Consider the following 18924-nt stretch of genomic DNA (forward strand, 5'->3'; position numbering starts at 1 on the left):
CCTTTGCCCACCCCTACTCCAGCTCTCCCCAATTGCCGCCACTCTTTGTCGCGACTTTGAGCGGCACTGCAAAGTCCACCGGCTTGGGGGCCCACTCCATCGCCCTCGGCATCACGTCTACCACCAGAGACTTGAGTTCCTCAATCTCGTCTGAGGGCGTCTCGAAGATGAGCTCGTCATGGACCTGGAGGAGGAGGTTGCTGCGGAGGCCTCGCGCCGACATCTCCCTCGCGACGCCCTGCATCGCCAGCTTGAGCGCCTCGGCGGCGGTGCCCTGCACCGGCATGTTGATGGCCTCGCGCTCCGACGCCTGGCGGATCTGCGGGTTGCTCGACGCTATCTCCGGCATGTAGCGTCGCCGGCCCAGCAACGTCTCAACGTAGCCCATGTCGCGGGCCATCTGCTTGGTGCCGTCGATGTACTCCTTAACCAACGGGTAGCGCCCCAGGTAGCTGTCGATAAAGCCCCGACCCTCCTCGACCGTCAACTCCGTCTGCTGCGAGATGCCAAATGCGCTGAGGCCGTAGATAATGCCAAAGTTCAGCACTTTGGCGATGCGCCGCATGTCCGGCGTCACCTGGTCCAGCGTCACGTCGTAGACCTGCGACGCGGTGGCGGCGTGGATGTCCTGGTCCTCGCGGAACGCTTCCAGCAGCCCCGGGTCCTGCGACAGGTGCGCCAGCACCCGCAGCTCGATCTGGGAGTAGTCGGCGGCGAGCAGCAGCCAGCCGGGCTGGTTCGGCAGAAAGGCAACGCGGATCTGCCGGCCGAGGTCCGTTCGGATGGGGATGTTCTGCAAGTTGGGGTCATTGGAGGAGAAGCGGCCGGTGACGGAACCGGCCTGGTTGTACGTGGTGTGGAGCCGCCCGGTCCCGGGGTTGATCAGCGTGGGCAGAGCGTCGACGTAGGTGGACTTGAGCTTGGTGAGCTGCCGGTGCTCCAGCACCGTGTCAACAAGCGGATGTACGCCGCGCAGCGCTTCCAACGCTGCGGCGTCAGTGGAGTACCCCCCGGTCTTGGTCTTCTTGGGCTTCCCCACTTCCGCCATCTCGCCGAGCTTGAGCTCCTCGAAAAGGATGTCGCCCAACTGCTTGGGAGAACCGAGGTTGAATCGGTGGCCCAGCGTCTCGTAGGCGTCCACCTCCAGCTGCGCAACGCGCTGCCCCAGGGCGTCGGCCATTTGGTGCATCATGTCGACCTGCAGCGAGATGCCCGTGACCTGCATGTCAACGACGATGGGCAGCAGCGCCACTTCTATGAGCTTGAAGTAGTCAAGCATTCCCTGGGTGCGCAGCCGCTCGTCCAGCATCACCCACAGGCGATAGGTCATATCGGCATCGGCGGAGGCGTAGGGCGCGGCCTGGTCGACGGGCACGCGGTCCATGGTCGTCTGCGCGCGGCCGGAGCCGATGAGGTCGCTGATGGGCGTCATCTCGATGCCCAGCAGGTCCAGCGACATGTTCTTGAGGCCGATGGCCTTGTGGCCGAGCAGGTGCGCCGCCAGCATGGTGTCAAATGCGAAGCCCTGCATACGGACGCCGTGGTGGGCCAGTACCGTGAGGTCATAGTTGCCGTTGTGCGCGGCCTTCGGCAGATCCGGGTCCTCCAGAACGGGACGGAGCGCCTCCAAGACCTGCTCCTGCGATAGTTGTCCCTCTTCCGTGTGGCCGACGGGCACGTACCAGGCGACGCCGGGGGCGGTGGCGAACGACAGGCCGACGAGGTTGGAGCGCATCGGCTGGACGCCCTTGACGTCGAGGCCGTCGGGCGCTGTCTCCGTGTCGAACGCGAAACCGTCCGACGCTGCAAGCGCGTTCACGAGATCGTCCAGCGCGGCGGCGTCCCGCACGGTGCGGTAGTCGGTCTCGACGGCAGGCTCGGCCTGGGGGCTATCGGCGGACTGCGACTCAACGGGGCCGTCGGACTCGCCGCCGGGGATGCGGTTGATGGTGCTGAAGAATTCCAGGTCTTTCAGCACGTCGATCACCTCGGCGCGGTTATAGGTGCCCCACCTCGCCTCATCCAGGTCAAGGGAGACCGGGGCATCCCGGACGATGGTGACGAGGGTGCGCCCCTGGAACACGCGGTCGTGATGCTCCGCAAAGAGGGCCGACTGCCTCGCCGGCAACTCGTCCAGGTGGTCGTAGATGCCGGGGATGTCGCCGAAGTCCAGCAGGAGCTTGGAGGCTGTCTTGGGGCCGACGCCGGGCACGCCGGGGATGTTGTCTGAGGTGTCGCCGCAGATTGCTTTGTAGTCGATGACTTGGCCGGGGGTGAGGCCGCCATAGCGCTCGCGCACCTCGGGCTCGCCGTACAGGGTCTGCTTGGCCGTGGAGTACTGCAGCAGGACGCGCACCCGCGGGCCCACAAGCTGCAGGGTGTCCGTGTCGCCGGTGATGATGACGGTGTCGAGGCCCTTGTCCGCCGCCTGCGCGGATAGCGTGCCGAGGAGGTCGTCAGCCTCGTAACGGTCCATCTCCATGATGGGGACTCGAAGAGCCTCCATGAGACGGCGGATGTGCGGAAACTGATTGCTCAGTTCTTGGGGCATGCTTGGGCGTTGAGCCTTGTAGTCCTTGAAGAGGTCGTGCCGGAACGTTGGCGTGGGGTAGTCAAAGGTCAGAATGAGGTGCGTCGGGCGCAGAGTCTCAATGGCGCGAAGGAGCATCTGCGTGAAGCCGTAGACGCCGCGGACCTCCTCGCCGGTGCGACGCAGGGTGAGCGGGTTCTGGATGGCATGGAAGGCCCGATGGACCATGGCGTGGCCGTCCAGAAGCACCAGGAGCGGCGAGTCCTCCACGCCGAGTGTCGCTTGCTGCTCGCTGGTCATGGCGCCCCCTCAACCGAAGTGATGGGGTCATTATACAGCGCGGCGACGATGCATTCGGTCTAGGTGTCAACCTTCCCATGTGCCCAAGTCAACAACTCTTCCGTTTCTTCCCAGCCGATGCAAGCGTCGGTGATGGACACACCGTACTTGAGTGAGGAAAGGTCTGCCGTCACCTTTTGGTTACCCGGGTTCAGGTGACTCTCCAACATGAAACCGATTATGTCGGTTTCGCCGCCGAGCCGCTGTTCCACGGCGTCGCTGAAGGCAAGGCTTTGCTTGGAGAACTCCTTGTTCGAGTTGCCGTGGCTGCAGTCCACCAGCACGCGTGTCGGAACCCCCGCAGCCTCCAAGCGCTGGTGCGCTGAGGTGATGGCGTCCGAGCCGAAGTTGCTTCCTGAGTTGCCGCCACGGAGGACCAGGTGACCCAGAGGGTTGCCCCTGGTCTGCACGATGCACGTCCGGCCCTCGTGATCAATTCCCAGAAAAGCATGGGGAGAGCGGGCAGAGACCATAGCATCGACGGCGGGCTGGACTGCGCCTTCGGTGGAGTTCTTGAACCCTATGGGCATACTGAGGCCGCTGGCCATCTGGCGGTGGGTCTGGCTCTCAACAGTACGCGCGCCAATGCAGGCCCAAGTGATGAACTCAGCCAGGTATTGGGGGACCACCGGGTCCAGGAACTCGGTGGCGGCGAATATGCCAATCTCATTGAGCTTGAAGAGGAGCGCGCGGGCGCGCGTGATGCCCGTATTGATGTCGAAGCTGTCGTCCAGACCGGGATCGTAGATGAAGCCCTTCCATCCGACAGTGGTACGGGGCTTCTCGAAGTACACTCGCATGACGATGAAAAGCTTGTCGTTGAGCTTCTCGGCCAGCGCGGCAAGACGGCCGGCGTATTCCAGCGCTGCAGCTTCGTCATGGATGGAGCAGGGCCCTACGATGACCAACAGGCGTTTGTCCGTGCCGTTCAGGATAGCCTCTATCTGTGAGCGGCCCCAAACGACATGGTCTGCGGTCTCCTCTGTAATGGGGACCTGCGCGTCCAAGTCGTTGGGGCTGATCAGCGGCGCGGTGCCGACTACGTTGAGGTCTTCCACTTTGGTTTTCTGCATATCCTCACATCCCTTTCTGGACCTGCTCAAATGCCAACGCATCTCCCGGAGCAGAACGGGGGCCAACAAAAAACCCGCCGGCGTCTGCTGGGCGGGGAAAGTGTCAACTGCTTACGCTGTCCTGATTGTCACACAGCAATTCCCCGACCGACATATGTGCCGGTAAAGAAATAACCATAGCGATAGGACAGGGTAATGCTCATACGCAGTCTATCCTACAGGAACATTCAAGCTTGTCAATAGGCAAGCTGAATAATGCCCACTGGGACGGTCGGCCCCTGAGGGGTCAAGTCGCTCATTTGTGCTCGTAATCGGCCCGCATCATCGCGCCGTTACGGCGGGGCCCCGTAGCCATGAGGCCCCGCCGGGAGGCGCTACGCTGCCTTGGTGGGACTGCCTTCGAGGCTGTCAAGCCCGCGGCGAACGCTATTCAGCACGGTGGAGAGATGCATCTCCAGGTGGTAGAGCGTCTCCTGGGCGTACTGGTTCGCTTCTTCGAATCGCTGGTCGGCGAAGGACTGGGCGTCCTGCATCAGGCGGTGCGCCTTCTTCTGGGCGTCCATCACAATGCCGTCAGCCTGCTCCTGTGCCTCCGCAAGCATGTCCTCTGACCTCTTGTGGGCCTGCGACATGATCTCGCTATCGTGAACTTTGTTGCGTCCCTCTTCCTCTGCGGAGCTCTTGATGCGTCGCGCGTCCAGCAGCGACTGGTTGATGATGGCCTCACGCCGCGCCATCAGCTCCTCGGCTTCGACGATGTCCCGGGGTACGCCCAAGCGCATCTGGTCGACCAGTTCCAGAAGCTTGTCCTGCTCGATCATGATCTTGCGGGTGCCCGGGAACTTGCCGCTGGCCGTGGCTATTGACTCCAACTTGTCTACCAGATTCAACAGGTCCATTGCGCCTCCTTTATCTACTGCCTCTCTTAGGCCTGATTATTCAGCTTGGCCCTCAGCGCCTCTCCCACGTGCGCGGGCACGAAGTTGGAGACGTCTGCGCCAAGCGCGGCTACCTCTTTTATCCTCGACGAACTGAGGAACTGCCACTCGATGTTGGCCATCAGGAACATGGTTTCGATGCTTGGAGCGAGCGTCTTGTTCATCAACGCCATGTCGAACTCGTGGTCGAAGTCCGCGCCCGCACGCAAGCCGCGCAGCATCACAGATGCGTTGATGGACTCTGCGTAGGAGACGACAAGCCCGCTGAACGTGACAGCCTCAGCGTTGGCCACGCCTTCCACCGCCTTCTGGCACAGGCCAAGGCGCTCCTCCGTCGAGAACATCACGGACTTGAGCGAGCCAGCGTAGACAGCGACGATCACCTTATCGAAGCGGGCGGCCGCCCGCTTGACCACGTCCATGTGGCCGTTGGTGATCGGGTCAAAGGTGCCCGGATACAGCGCGACCGTCATGCGGCTTCCCCCCAGTGGTAAAGCGTCACCATGGTCTCACCGTATCGCCGTTGCTTGATGCACCGCAGGCCATCTACTTCCATTGGAAGGTCTTGATGGCGAGAGTGCTCCACGGCAATCACGCTGCCGTCGTCCGTCAGGCATGACTCGCCGATGCGCTCCAGCAGCGCCTCAAGCTTCTTATAGGAGTAGGGAGGGTCCATGAGGATGACGTTGTAGGGGCCCTCCAGCAGTTCAGGCGCACGCTCGGCCTGGTTGCGATGAACACGCCCTTGATTTGCGTAATCGAGTAACCGGAGAGTGCCTTTGATGGCAGCGCACTGACGGGCATCGCGCTCCAGGAAGTCGACCCACCCGGCGCCGCGACTGAGGGCCTCGACGCCCAGGGCGCCTGTGCCGGAGAAGAGATCGAGGACACGCGCTCCGCCGAGGTATGGCTCAAGCATGGAGAAAATGGCGGACCGCACGACATTGGACGTAGGACGAGTGCGAGCCCCACCAGGGGACGACAATGCTCGGCCTTTGGCGTTCCCGCCAATGATGCGAAGGGCCACGTATCTTTCCTCCAGGCAGCCGCTGGACGGACTTGAGCAGCCCGTTGCCCTGTACGGCTCGCTTGGGTCTCCAGTAGCCCGCCCCGTGTACTGTTGGACGAGCCCAATCAGGCGGCCAGTCTACCACCAGCTAATGCTATTGTAAACCCTCTCTTGGAAAACCGGCCACAAACCCCCTTGACAACATATGGTGATTCAAATATGCTGTGTTACCTGTAGAACTATGTCTTTATTGAAACCGGATGTTAGCAAGACTCTCGGTTCCGCCCTCAAGGTCTGTCTCCATTTAGTCTCATTGTAGGACCAATCACTGTCCAATCCTCATGGCGTCGCCAGATTTGCATGAAGGAGCGCGTGCTGCATGACCCTAGCCACACCGTCCCGCCAGATAACTCCGACTGCCTCCAAGTCCTTCGCCAACATTTCCCGAGTCGTAGACGTCCCCAACCTGATTCAGACACAGATCGATTCGTTCAACTGGTTCAAGACAGAGGGCATCGCCGAACTACTCAAGGAAGTCTCGCCCATTGACGACTTCACCGGCAACCGGTTTGACTTGACGTTCCTGGACCACTCGTTTCGGGACCCCAAGTATGATATGAAGGTCTGCCGGGAGAAGGAGATCACTTACTGCGCGCCCCTCTATGTGACCGCGCAACTGACGGTGAAGGAGACCGGGGAGATCAAGGAACAGGAGATCTTCTTCGGCGACATCCCCATCATGACACCCCACGGGACCTTCATCATCAACGGCGCAGAGCGTGTGGTGGTGAGCCAGTTGGTGCGCTCCCCCGGCGCCTACTTTACGGTGGAAGTCGACCCCTCCACTGGCCGAGGGGTCTGCTCCACAAAGATCATCCCCTACCGCGGCGCTTGGCTTGAGTTTGAGACGGGTGCGCGAGACCTGCTGTCTGTAAAGGTGGACCGCAAGCGCAAGGCCAACGTGACTACGCTCCTGCGCGCGCTCGGGTACGTCACCGATGAGGAGATGCACGAGCTCTTCGCTGATGTGGACACAAACCCGGACCACCCGTACATCTCGGCGACTCTGGCCAAAGACCCTATCGACACGGACCGGACCGAGGGCTATCGCGAAGAGGAGTTGAAGCCGCTGTGGGAATCAGTGCGCGGCTCGGACCCCTACGACCGCACGGGCGCCGCGACGATCGCGTTGGCGCGGCTCGAGTTTTACCGTCGGCTCCGTCCCGGCGAGCCCGCCAACCTGGAGAACGCCAACAATCTGCTGGACAGCCTGTTCTTCAACCCGCGACGCTATGACCTCGGCAAGGTGGGCCGCTACAAGCTCAACCGCCGCCTGGGACTGCCCGCGGACCGCGAGCAGCGCGTGCTGTCACGAGAGGACCTGGTGGCCGTCATCAAGGAGATGGTGCGCATTTCCAATGGCCAGGGCCGCGCTGACGACATCGATCACCTAGGCAGCCGGCGAGTCCGCGCAGTGGGCGAGCTGATCCAGAACCAGCTGCGTGTCGGGATCCTGCGCATGGAGCGCGTCATCAAGGAACGCATGACCATCATCGAGCCGGAAAATGTGACGCCCGCGGCATTGGTGAACATCCGGCCCGTCGTCGCAGCGGTGCGCGAGTTCTTCGGAGGCTCTCAGCTCTCCCAGTTTATGGACCAGACAAACCCCCTTGCTGAGTTGACGCACAAGCGGAGGCTCTCAGCGCTGGGCCCGGGCGGGCTATCGCGTGAGCGCGCGGGTTTCGAAGTCCGCGACGTCCACAACTCGCACTACGGCCGGATCTGTCCCATTGAGACACCGGAAGGGCCGAACATTGGCCTGTTGGGTTCATTGGCCACTTACGGACACATCAATGAGTTCGGTTTCATTGAGACTCCGTACCGCGCAGTGTTTAAGCAACTGCTTTCCACGGACCCGGACCTAATAGGGCGGACGCTGTGGGAGGACATGAAGAGCGCCGAGGGCAAGAACATGGTCAAGGCAGGCAAGGCGCTTACGAAGAGGCAGTGGGAAACGCTGCAACAGCAGCCTGAAAGGCCGGTCCTGGTGCGCCCCTTCGTCACGATGCGGTCCGAGGACATCAAGCTAATGCCCGCCGACGACGAGGAGGTCCACGTCATTGCGCAGGCGAACATTCCCGTGGACAACAAGGGTCAGTTCATCCCGGACAAGGTTGAGACGCGAACAAACGCTCTCCCCGTCATTCAGCCGATTGAGGAGCTGGACCTGATGGACGTGTCCCCTATGCAGATCGTCAGCGTGTCCACGTCCCTCATTCCGTTCCTTGAGCACGACGATGCCAACAGGGCTCTCATGGGCTCCAACATGCAACGACAGGCTGTGCCCCTGTTGAAGCCGGAGGCGCCCCTGGTGGGCACCGGCATGGAACGGCGTGTGGCCCTGGACAGCGGGCAGGTGGTTCTGTCCGAAACAGAGGGCGTTGTCACCGGCGTCAGCGGGAATGAGGTCATCGTCCGCGACAAAGACGGCAACGACGTCATCTACCACCTTGTCAAGTTCCTGCGAAGCAACCAGAGCACCTGTGTCAACCAGCGGCCGGTGGTGACAATGGGCCAGCGTGTGCGGGTCGGAGACCCGCTGGCGGACTCGTCATCCACCGACCAGGGTGACCTGGCGCTCGGGCACAATGTGTTGGTGGCCTTCATGAGCTGGGAGGGCTACAACTTTGAGGACGCCATCATCATCAGCGAGTCCCTAGTGCAGGACGACAAGTTCACGTCGATCCACATCGAAAAGTACGAGTGTGAGGCCCGGCAGACCAAGCTGGGTGATGAGGACATCACCCGCGACATCCCCAACGTCGGCGAAGAGGCCCTCCGCGACCTCGACGAAGAGGGGGTCATCCGTGTTGGCGCAGAGGTGAGCCCTGGCGACATCCTTGTCGGCAAGATTACGCCAAAGGGTGAAACCGAGCTGACGGCCGAGGAGAAGCTGCTGCGGGCCATCTTCGGTGAGAAGGCAAGGGACGTGAAGGACACCTCCCTCCGCGTGCCCCACGGCGAGCGCGGCAAGGTCATCGACGTCCGCGTTTCAGACCGCAACAGCCGGGAGGAACTTTCGCCGGGCGTGAACCGGATGGTGCGCGTCTGGATTGCCCAGACTCGTAAGCTCACGGTGGGAGACAAGATGGCGGGACGCCACGGCAACAAGGGCGTTATCTCCCGCGTGCTCCCCGTGGAGGACATGCCTTACCTGGACAACGGTACGCCGGGGCAGATCATCCTGAACCCCATCGGCGTGCCCTCCCGGATGAACTTAGGCCAAGTGCTTGAGACGCACTTGGGCTGGGTCGCCAACTTCCTGGGCTTCCGTGCCGTCAGTCCCGTGTTCGACGGCGCGACCGACACCGCCATTGAGGATGGTCTGGGCCGCGTGTGGCTCATCCAGACCTCCGGCGGCGTCGACTGGCACGACCCCGAGACGCCTGCGGTTATGTGGGACCACGTCTACGAGTGGATACGGGACCGTGGCTACGACCCCGACCGTCTCTTTGACGAGAAGGTCCAGGGTGAGGCCCGCAGGGTCTGCCTGGAGCTCTGGCTCAAGGAGGAGGCGGGGATCGACGCATCAAACCTGGAATACGCCGAGATGCAGCGCGAGGCGCAACGACTGAACCGCGAACGGAATTTGGCGCCGCCCATCCTCGGCAAGATGCTGCTACGCGACGGACGTACCGGCGAGCAGTTCGCACAGCCGGTCACCGTGGGCTACATCTACATGATGAAGCTCATCCACCTTGTGGAAGACAAGATCCACGCGCGCTCGACTGGCCCGTACTCGCTCATCACCCAGCAGCCTCTCGGCGGCAAGGCACAGTTCGGCGGACAGCGATTCGGCGAGATGGAGGTCTGGGCGCTGGAAGCATACAGCTTCGCGTACAACCTTCAGGAGATGCTCACGGTCAAGTCTGACGACGTGGTGGGCCGCCAGAAGACCTACGAAGCCATCGTAAAGGGCGAGGACGTCATCCACCCCGGCATTCCGGAATCGTTCCAGGTGCTCCTGAAGGAAATGCAGGCGCTGGGCCTGTCAATGGAGCTCCTCAGCGACGAGGAAGGCGCGTTCGACCTCGACGAGCCGCTGGCCCACCCGCCACTCGGGGACGTTTTGAGCGACGAGATCGATGACGATGACATTGCGGCGATTGTGGCCGAACTGCAGGCGCCCGCCCTCGAACCGACAGACACGGCGGAGGTGAGCGAGCCGGAGGTCTGGGACGACGGCGAGCAAGAGAACCAGAACCCTTAGCGGAGCGGCTATCCCCTGAAGCGCCCCGCACCTAATTTGGACGTCACAGTGAAGGGAGAGTGAGCGAATGGCACAGAGCGGCGCGGAATTCAACGCCATTCGGATTTCCTTGGCATCCCCGGAACAGATTCGGGCGTGGTCCTACGGTGAGGTGACCAAGCCCGAAACTATCAACTACCGCACGTTGCGCCCTGAACGGGACGGACTCTTCTGCGAGCGCATCTTCGGTCCGACGAAGGACTGGGAATGCGCCTGCGGCAAGTACAAGAAGATCCGCTTCAAGGGCATCAAGTGTGAGCGCTGCGGCGTGGAAGTTACCCGCGCCAAGGTGCGGCGAGAGCGCATGGGCAACATCGAGCTCGCCGCGCCGGTGGCGCACATCTGGTTCTCCAAGGGCATCCCCAGCCGCCTGGGGCTGCTCCTGGACCTGTCCCCCCGAAACCTTGAGCGCGTGCTCTACTTCGCGCAGTACATCATCACCGAAGTCGACACTGCCGGCCGCGATATGGCCATCCAGGAACTCGATGAACAGCTGGAGCAGAACCTGCAGTTGCTGGATGAACGCCACCAGGAAAAGGTGCGCCAAGTTCGCGAGCAGGCCGAAGCCGATCGCTCGGCGGCGCTGGCGCCATTCGAGGAACAGGACATGGCGCTTGCTGCCCGGGAAGCAGACCTCGCCTCCCGCGAGGCTGATCTCGCCACGCGAGAAGGCGGGCTGCCGGAGGTCACAGACGCCGACGACACGGCAGCGGCGGAGAGGTCGGAATTAGCTGAGCTTCGAACTGCCATCGAGTCAGAGCGTGAAGCACTGGAAACCGAGAAGACCGCGTTGGAAGAGCAGAAGTCCATTGCATCCGAGGCGGTCAACGTCTGGCTCGTCGAGCAGGAGACCACCCTGGTCAAGAGTCACTCAGACCAGCGCGAGATGCTGGATGAAGAGACGCAGACCCAGCTGGACGACTTGAATGAACTTCACCCCATGAAGCTGCTGTTGGAAGCCCGGCAGCGCGAGCTCTCCGACAAGTACTCACACCTCTTCAAGTCCGGCATGGGCGCGGAAGCCATCCTGGCAATCCTGAAGAACATCGACCTGGAACACGAGCGAGAGATGCTCACCCATGAGATGCGCTCAACCTCCGGCCAGCGGCGCAAGAAGGCAGTGAAGCGGCTGCGGCTGGTGGAAGCCTTTCGCAAGAGCGGCAACCACCCGGAGTGGATGGTCATGACCGCCCTGCCTGTACTGCCGCCCGACCTGCGCCCAATGGTGCAGCTGGACGGCGGGCGTTTCGCCACCAGCGACCTCAACGACTTGTACCGGCGCGTCATCAACCGCAACAACCGGCTCAAGAGGCTGCTTGAGTTGGAGGCGCCGGAGATCATCATTCGCAACGAGAAGCGAATGTTGCAGGAAGCCGTGGATGCGCTCATCGACAACGGACGGCGCGGCCGCGCCATTTCCGGCAGCCACAATCACCGTCTGAAGTCACTGTCGGACCTCCTGCGGGGCAAGCAGGGGAGGTTCCGTCAGAACCTCCTGGGCAAGCGCGTCGACTACTCCGGGCGCTCCGTAATCGTCGTCGGCCCAACGCTGCAGTTGTACCAGTGCGGCCTGCCAAAGCGGATGGCGCTGGAGCTTTTCAAGCCATTTGTCATGCACCGATTGGTGGTGCAGGGGTTGGCGCACAACATCAAGAGCGCTAAGCGGGCCGTGGAGCGAGTGCGCCCCGAGGTCTGGGACGTGCTGGAAGAGGTCATCAAGGACCGGCCGGTGTTGATGAACCGTGCCCCCACGTTGCACCGTCTGGGCATCCAGGCGTTCATGCCCGTCCTCATTGAAGGAAGCGCCCCGCAGTTGCACCCGTTGGTATGCACCGCCTTCAACGCGGACTTTGACGGCGACCAGATGGCCATCCACGTCCCGCTTTCCCGCCGCGCAGTGCAGGAGGCGCGGCGCGTGATGCTGAGCATCTACAACATGCTCTCCCCGGCATCCGGCGAGCCGGTGGTCGCTCCGACGCTGGACATCGTGCTTGGGTGCTACTACCTGACCATGGAAAACGTCAATGCTCCTGGCGCCGGCAAGAAGTTCTCCTCTGGCGAAGAAGCTGAGATGGCGCACGAGATGGGGTTAGTGAACATCCAAGCCCCGGTGCAGATCTTACAGGGCAGCAACGGCCACGGCGCCTCGTGGATCGAGACTACCGTCGGGCGCCTGATTTTCCGCGACTTGCTGCCGGACTCCGTCGCCGAGGACCCCTCCAAGTGGAACAAGCTCATGGACAAGGGCGCCCTCAAGACATTGGTGTCGGACGCCTATCGGATTCTAGGCAACGAAGAGACGGCGGACATGCTGGACAAAATCAAGAACGCCGGCTTCCACTACGCCACCGTGTCCGGCATCACCATTGGAATCTCCGACCTGGAGGTGCCCGAACAGAAGTCCGGCGTCCTCGCCAGCGCGGAAGGACAGATCCAGCAGTTGGAAGAGCAGTTCCAGATGGGTCTGATCACGGAACGCGAGCGCTACGACCAGACCATCCGCATTTGGACGGACGCCAGTGACGAGGTGACCAGCCTCATCGAAAAGGCTCTGCCCTCGTACGGCGGCGTCTACCTGATGGCCACTTCCGGCGCGAAGGGAAACATCAGCCAGATCAAGCAGATGGCGGGGATGCGGGGCCTCATGTCGGACCCCAAGGGCTTCCTGATCCCGCTCCCCGTGAAGTCGAGCTTCCGCGAAGGCCTCAGCGTGCTGGAGTACTTCATCTCTACGCACGGCGCCAGAAAGGGACTGGCAGACACCGCGTTGCGGACTGCTGACAGCGGCTATCTGACGCGCCGCATGATTGACGTGGCACAGGATGTCATCATTCTCTCTGAAGATTGCGAGACGATGGCAGGCATCTGGGTCCGCCACGACTACGAGAAGGAGCGCAACAACTCAATTGCCAGCTTCGCCGAGAGACTTGTCGGCCGGGTGGTGTGCTCGCCAATCGCCGACCCCAACACAGGCGAGGTGCTGGTAGACAGGGACGAGATCATCAGCGCGGAAATGGCCAAGGATCTCTGGGAGGCCGGCGTGACCGAGGCTTACGTGCGGTCACCCCTGGCATGTGAGGCCGCGCGCGGCATCTGCCGCATGTGCTACGGCGTCATGCCCGCCACCGGCAAGATGGTCAACCTTGGCGACGCCGCTGGCATCATTGCCGCCCAGAGTATTGGCGAGCCGGGCACGCAGTTGACTATGCGCACATTCCACACGGGCGGTATCGCGGGCGTCGACATCACGAGCGGCATTCCGCGGGTTGAGGAGCTCTTTGAGGCGCGGGTGCCCAAGAACCACGCGATTCTCTCGCAAATCGACGGCACTGCTGAGGTCATAGACTCGCCGGAAGGCAAGCACATCCGTGTCGTGAGCACAGAGGAATACCGGGAAGAGTACCCGGTCGAGGACAACTACACCGTCGTTGTGCAGTCAGGCGACGTGGTGGAGCCCGGCGCGGCGCTGGCCCAGGCGACCGCAGCCGAAGGCGCCGCGCCGGAAGATGAAGACCTTCAACCAGTCGTCGCTCGGATGCCCGGCACCGTGTCCGTCAGCGACGGCAAGGTGACGGTGGCTTGGGAAGAGCAGGAAGAGCGCACCTACCTGGCGCCCCTGACCGCTCACGTCGTAGTCAGGACTGGCGACCCGGTAAAGGCGGGCCAGGAGCTTACCGCCGGCCAGAAGAACCCGCACGACATCCTGCTTATCCAGGGCCGCGACGCAGTGCACGATTACATCATTGAAGAGGTCCAAAAGGTCTACCGGTTCCAGGGCGTGAGCATGCACGACAAGCACATCGAGATCGTGATCCGGCAAATGATGCGGAAGGTGCGGGTCGACCACCAGGGCGACACTGAGCTGCTGCCGGGCGAGCCGGTGGACCGCGCCATCTTTGACGAAGCCAATCGCCGCGTGCTGGCTGAAGGCGGCGAACCCGCTCGCGCCACCCCGATGCTGCTCGGTATCACCAGAGCGTCGCTGGGAACGGAGAGCTTCCTTGCGGCAGCTTCCTTCCAGGAGACCACCCGCGTGCTCACTGAGGCTGCTATCTCCGGTTCCGTCGACCACCTGGCCGGCCTCAAGGAGAACGTGATCATTGGGCGACTCATCCCGGCGCGCATGGACATGACGGAAGAAGGCCGGGAGCGCCTCGGAATAGTGGCGGAAGAGGAAGCGGCCCGCGAAATGGCCGCTCGGCTTGCCCTCGAAGACGCGCAGCATGACGCCGAGCTGGAAGAGTTCTCCGCGTTAATGGCAATGGACCCGGTGGACGCCACCTTTAACGACGACTAGCATGGCCTCGGTCAACTCCACAATCGGTTCGTGAGGAAACCCGCCCACGGCGCAATGCCGTGGGCGGGCGTATGCGCCGCAAGCATCGCGGCCGGACAACGGAGGGCACGTGCCTATCGTCTACATTGCAGGCGACGCGCCGGGAGTCGGTGTCACTGCAGCTGCCACGGGACTTGCATCTCACCTCGGTGGCGTGGTGACTCTCGCCAAGGCCGCCTCCTTCCGTTCTCCTGACCCGGACGCCGCCTTTCACCGAGCGCTGCTTCCCCACGCCTCAGCCCCGGCAAGCTGGCCTGTTTCGCTCGAATCCGCCGATGACGTGGCTCGCTCGGTCACGCAGTTTGCGGGCGCTCCGGTGGCGGACGGCCTTGTCATTGTGGAGGGAGTAAGCGGGGCGGACAGCGCGTCAGATAGCCTGCGCGCAGATGTTGCCATAGCGGACGCGCTCAACGCGCGAGTAGTGCTCGTGAGCAGCCCGGCGTCGGCGCAGCCGGCGAGGGCCGCCGAAGCCTACGGTGACAGGCTTGCCGGTGTGATCATCAACCACGTCCCGGTTCACGGGACGCACACGGCCCGGGCAGAGACCTCCACGGCTTTCGAGGAGCAAGGTGTTCCTGTCCTCGGCCTCGTGCCTGAGGACCGGCGCATGTTGGCGCCAACAGTGCGCAACGTCGCAGAGCACCTCGGCGCACACTGCATCAATCACGGCGACCTCGAAGATCCGGATGTGGCATTGGACGCGCTCGTGGAGCACTTCATGCTGGGTGGCCTCTTCCTCGACACCGGCGTCTATGTCTTTGGCAGGCGCGAGGAGAAGGCGGTGATCGTAAGGGGCGACCGGCCGGACCTGCAGATGGCCGCGCTGGAGACGTCGACGGTGTGCCTGGTGCTGACCGAGGGCCGGCTGCCCGTGCAATACATCGTCCACCACGCCGATCTCAACCAGGTCCCAATGCTGCTCGTAGGCCGTCCCACGTTGGAGACAATGGAGGCTCTGCACAATGTCGGGGAGCGGGCCACCGTCCACAGCGCCCACAAGGCGCGGCGCTTTGGTCAGCTGCTCTCGGCGCATTGCGACCTCTCGCAGCTGACGGCGGCGTCGGCGGCCTAGTTACCCCTGCTGCGGCTCACGGATGCAGCCCGTGATGTGGTCGTTGACCATGCCCGCAGCTTGCATGAAGGCATAGCAGATCACCGCCCCCGCGAACTTGACCCCCCGCCGTTTCAGGTCCGCCGCCATTGCGTCCGACTCATCTGATCGCGCAGGGGTGTTCTCCCACGTGAGCGCTCCTTGCCTGCGCAGCGTTCGGCGCCCGGTGAATCCCCAGATATAGGCATCGAACGTACCAAACTCCGCCTGAACTTCAAGAAAGCGCTTGGTGTTGTTGATGAATGCGTCTATCTTGAGTCGGTTGCGCACGATGCCGGGATTGGCCAGGAGCCGCTCCCGGTGGGCGTCGGTATAGGCAGCTATTTTGTCCGCGTCGAAACCATCGAAGGCGGCACGGTAGGCCTCGCGCTTGTGCAGGATGGTGCGCCAGGAGAGGCCCGCCTGCGCGCCGTCGAGCAGAAGGAACTCGAGAAGCTTCCTGTCGTCATGGAGGGGGACGCCCCACTCCTCGTCGTGGTAACGCATCATGAGCGGGTCGTCCGGTCCGCCAAAGCAGCGAACGACCCGCTCATCACCGGATTGTGTCATTGGGGAAGCGCTATTCCAAGGTGGCTTCGACGCTAAGCTCGACGTTGCCCTTGAGCGCCTGAGAAATTGGGCACCCGTCCTTGGCGGCCTCCGCAGTCTCCTGGAATGCCGATGCCTCGATGCCGTCAACCTGGCCACTGACCTTGAGTGCACTGGACACCACCTTGAAGCCCGCGTCCACACGGTCGAAGGTGACGGTAGCGCTGACTTCAAGCTTAGTGGGTGGGGTGCCGTTGAGGTTGAGCATGTGGGAAAAGGCCATTGCGTAGCAGCTCGCGTGGGCTGCGGCCACTAGCTCCTCCGGGCTCGTCTTGCCCTCAGGCCCTTCCGTGCGCGACGCCCATGTGACCGGCAGACCATTGACGGCGCTGCTGGTGACCTGATTGATTGTGCCGTTGCCCTCAGCCAAGTTGCCGTTCCAGGTTACTTGTGCCTCTCTGACCGCTGCCATAAGTGAATCCTCCGTATGCTATTGCTGCTTGTTGACTCGGCGATGTGCACCGCACACGCCCACAGTTCGACCGCGGATTGCATTTGCGGGGCTATGCCAACGTCATTATACCGCACCCGCAGCAACGCGAAAGCCAAGGAAACCCGCCGGCGGGTTCCTGTTGCATTTTGCGGGGCAGCGCTACACCGCCCGCGCGCCGCTCTCTACTTTGCCATGCGGCCGGGGGCCTATCCCCTGCCCTGCTTTTCCGCGCCTCCTCGTAGCTGCGGGGGCTTCGGAATTGTTTTCAGATATCAATTCGTAGCTGTTAAGGATGTCCACAGCTACGAAAACGCACCCTCTATCTGGGAAACAATTCGTATCTGTAGCGGGCGGAAACGCGCGCCGGTTGGGGACTGTGCCGGCGCACTCTGTGCGTCCTGCTTTCGTCGTTCATGGCGAGAGGGTAGCGAGGGGGCTGGGCCGGGCGCAAGGGGGCCGTGTCATAGTGCGGTGGGGGTGGGAGCCAGAGTTGGGGCGTGGTTCGACAGGCTCACCACGAACGGGGCGGGGCTCAGGGCGAACGGGGAGGGGTTTTGTCCGTGGCAAGCCTGTCAGCGGCGCCAGCAGGCGGCGCCAACAATTGCCGATTTGTGGAAAGCGGAGTCCACCACTTAGAAGCAATCGCACGCGTTGGGATGTATGCTTATCCCGCAAGCAGTCACCACTGTGATCGAGGCGAGTTTCATGGCTGCCGACAGGAACACAGAAACCCTGCGCCGTATCGCCATTGTTGGTGGAGGGATTTCCGGGCTTGGGGCCGCATGGGCGCTGAACCGCCATCCAGACCGGTTTGATTTCCGGCTATTTGAGGCACAGGGCAGGGTTGGCGGCAACGCTGTCACGGTTGATATGCCCCAGGATGACGGCAGCTCAATCCCCTTTGACATTTCCGTCACCGCTCTTATTCCTTCGGTGTATCAGCACGTCCTCTTGTTGATGAAGCAATTCGACATCGAGATGGTCGACACCAGATTCAGCTACAGTGTGAAGTACCGCGGCCGCATCTACGCGCATGACTTTGACTCCGACATCAGGACCCAGTTGCAATTGGAGATAGCCAAGTTTCAGCGAGTGCTGAGGCGCCTGCGCAGGTTTGCCCCGCTGACCCACGCCAAGTCGAGGCTTGTAAACGCCCTCAATCCGTTCAATTACATCAGCATGGGGACGGTACTGAATCTGGCAGGATTCTCCGGGGACTTCAGGTACAAGATTCTGAAGCCCATGTTCGTCAACTTCCTGATGGCGACCAACGTGTTCGACATGCCTGCATCCCTGTTTGCGAGGTATCTCGAGTTCTTTGACATCGAAACCGCTACGCCCATGCAAACATGGGACCAGGGCACACGGCGCATCTACGAGAACCTGTCAGCCGGTTTCCAGGACAAGATCTATCTCAACCGCCCGGTCCAAAAGGTGTATCGAGAGAGGGCCGGCGTAGTGGTTGAGGACGAGGACGGAGTGCAGGAAAGGTTCGACGAGGTTATCTTCGCGTGCAATGCGAACCAGACGCTCATGGTCCTCGATAGCCCCACACTGCTGGAACGCTACATCCTCTCCTCGGTTCGCTACGAAAGCGAGTTGCACAACCACACTATCGTGCACTCGGACCCCTCTGTGCTGCCGGACAATGAAGCGCGGCCGTTGCAGATGCGGAGCAATCACATCGAGCAATACGGCGCCAGGCCGGACAACTACGAAATCACGTACATCATGCACAACCAGCAGCCATGGGCCAACAGGTCTGACAAGCCCTGTCTGGTTACCTACAACCCCGTCAGCCAGATCGACGAAAAGAAGGTCATCGCCAGGTGGTGGTTTCAGCACATCGTGCATGACGTCCGCCATGTGGCTTGGCTCGTTCAGGTGTTTTGCTTCATTCAGGGAAAGAGGCGGACGTGGCACTGTGGCGCGCATACGCTGGTCAATAGCCAGGAAACCTGCTTCGTCAGCGGGCTCGCCACCGCCAGGCAGATGGGCGCCGACTATCCCTTTGAGGATCCCGATGCCAAACGGTGGTTTAACCATTACGGGAGCATCATGTACGGTTGGGCTTTCAAGAAAGCGAAGGGCTGAAGACCACCGTCCGCCGGCATTGGAAATTCGTTGAAAAGCATCTGCGGTCGGGCGAAAGAGGTCTGCTACGACACCGGCGAATGCTTTGGCGCGCCGCTGGAGTCCGCCTTGCAGCTCTATCTGCACCGTTGTTTGCTCTCCTCCCTTTGTCAGCGTTATACTTT

The 18924-nt window shown here is 62.1% G+C and carries 11 protein-coding genes; 4 read left to right on the plus strand and 7 right to left on the minus strand.

Annotated elements, in window-relative coordinates; all coding sequences use genetic code 11:
* Positions 1 to 13 precede the first annotated feature (13 nt).
* The 5 genes from polA to rsmD all read right to left on the minus strand — a co-directional run bounded on the left by polA (position 14) and on the right by rsmD (position 5907).
* On the minus strand, positions 14 to 2830 hold the full coding sequence (gene polA / locus OXC99_06900) for a DNA polymerase I (protein ID MCY4624709.1): 2817 nt from the start codon (positions 2828 to 2830) through the stop codon (positions 14 to 16).
* A 59-nt stretch (positions 2831 to 2889) separates the two neighbouring features.
* Positions 2890 to 3942, minus strand: a complete 1053-nt coding sequence (locus tag OXC99_06905; GenBank protein ID MCY4624710.1) for a 3-deoxy-7-phosphoheptulonate synthase — start codon at positions 3940 to 3942, stop codon at positions 2890 to 2892.
* Between the two features lie 374 nt (positions 3943 to 4316).
* Positions 4317 to 4841 carry a hypothetical protein gene (locus OXC99_06910; GenBank protein ID MCY4624711.1) on the minus strand — a complete coding sequence of 175 codons (525 nt, stop codon included), beginning with the start codon at positions 4839 to 4841 and terminating at the stop codon, positions 4317 to 4319.
* Between the two features lie 26 nt (positions 4842 to 4867).
* Positions 4868 to 5353, minus strand: a complete 486-nt coding sequence (coaD, locus tag OXC99_06915) for a pantetheine-phosphate adenylyltransferase (GenBank protein ID MCY4624712.1) — start codon at positions 5351 to 5353, stop codon at positions 4868 to 4870.
* Positions 5350 to 5907: a 16S rRNA (guanine(966)-N(2))-methyltransferase RsmD gene (gene rsmD / locus OXC99_06920; GenBank protein ID MCY4624713.1), complete on the minus strand. Its 558-nt coding sequence runs from the start codon at positions 5905 to 5907 to the stop codon at positions 5350 to 5352. Before rsmD ends, coaD begins: the two co-directional genes overlap by 4 nt.
* A gap of 361 nt (positions 5908 to 6268) precedes the next feature.
* Here rsmD and OXC99_06925 point away from each other — a divergent pair, with 361 nt between their 5' ends.
* From OXC99_06925 to OXC99_06935, 3 genes are all read left to right on the plus strand, one after another.
* Entirely contained in the window at positions 6269 to 10159 is a 3891-nt protein-coding gene (locus OXC99_06925) for a DNA-directed RNA polymerase subunit beta (protein ID MCY4624714.1), read from the plus strand.
* A gap of 67 nt (positions 10160 to 10226) precedes the next feature.
* On the plus strand, positions 10227 to 14495 hold the full coding sequence (rpoC, locus tag OXC99_06930) for a DNA-directed RNA polymerase subunit beta' (protein MCY4624715.1): 4269 nt from the start codon (positions 10227 to 10229) through the stop codon (positions 14493 to 14495).
* Positions 14496 to 14604: 109 nt separating this feature from the next.
* Entirely contained in the window at positions 14605 to 15606 is a 1002-nt protein-coding gene (locus tag OXC99_06935; protein MCY4624716.1) for a DRTGG domain-containing protein, read from the plus strand.
* On the opposite strand, the gene OXC99_06940 is transcribed toward OXC99_06935, so the two are convergent.
* The gene (locus OXC99_06940) at positions 15607 to 16194 is read right to left on the minus strand and encodes a DNA-3-methyladenine glycosylase I (protein ID MCY4624717.1); all 588 of its coding nucleotides are present in this window, start codon (positions 16192 to 16194) and stop codon (positions 15607 to 15609) included.
* A gap of 10 nt (positions 16195 to 16204) precedes the next feature.
* The gene (locus OXC99_06945) at positions 16205 to 16645 is read right to left on the minus strand and encodes an OsmC family peroxiredoxin (protein MCY4624718.1); all 441 of its coding nucleotides are present in this window, start codon (positions 16643 to 16645) and stop codon (positions 16205 to 16207) included.
* Positions 16646 to 17371: 726 nt separating this feature from the next.
* Between OXC99_06945 and OXC99_06950 the strand changes: the two genes are divergently transcribed.
* Complete coding sequence (locus OXC99_06950; protein ID MCY4624719.1) at positions 17372 to 18760, plus strand: FAD-dependent oxidoreductase; 1389 nt, start codon at positions 17372 to 17374, stop codon at positions 18758 to 18760.
* Positions 18761 to 18924 lie beyond the last annotated feature (164 nt).

The sequence above is a fragment of the Chloroflexota bacterium genome, from assembly GCA_026713825.1.
Lineage (GTDB): Bacteria > Chloroflexota > Dehalococcoidia > Lucifugimonadales > UBA1127 > UBA1127.

Coding starts and splice junctions, on each gene's coding strand:
- polA (MCY4624709.1), bottom strand. CDS start 2,830: ATGACCAGCGAGCAGCAAGCGACACTCGGCGTGGAGGACTCGCCGCTC.
- OXC99_06905 (MCY4624710.1), bottom strand. CDS start 3,942: ATGCAGAAAACCAAAGTGGAAGACCTCAACGTAGTCGGCACCGCGCCG.
- OXC99_06910 (MCY4624711.1), bottom strand. CDS start 4,841: ATGGACCTGTTGAATCTGGTAGACAAGTTGGAGTCAATAGCCACGGCC.
- coaD (MCY4624712.1), bottom strand. CDS start 5,353: ATGACGGTCGCGCTGTATCCGGGCACCTTTGACCCGATCACCAACGGC.
- OXC99_06925 (MCY4624714.1), top strand. CDS start 6,269: ATGACCCTAGCCACACCGTCCCGCCAGATAACTCCGACTGCCTCCAAG.
- rpoC (MCY4624715.1), top strand. CDS start 10,227: ATGGCACAGAGCGGCGCGGAATTCAACGCCATTCGGATTTCCTTGGCA.
- OXC99_06940 (MCY4624717.1), bottom strand. CDS start 16,194: ATGACACAATCCGGTGATGAGCGGGTCGTTCGCTGCTTTGGCGGACCG.
- OXC99_06945 (MCY4624718.1), bottom strand. CDS start 16,645: ATGGCAGCGGTCAGAGAGGCACAAGTAACCTGGAACGGCAACTTGGCT.
- OXC99_06950 (MCY4624719.1), top strand. CDS start 17,372: ATGGCTGCCGACAGGAACACAGAAACCCTGCGCCGTATCGCCATTGTT.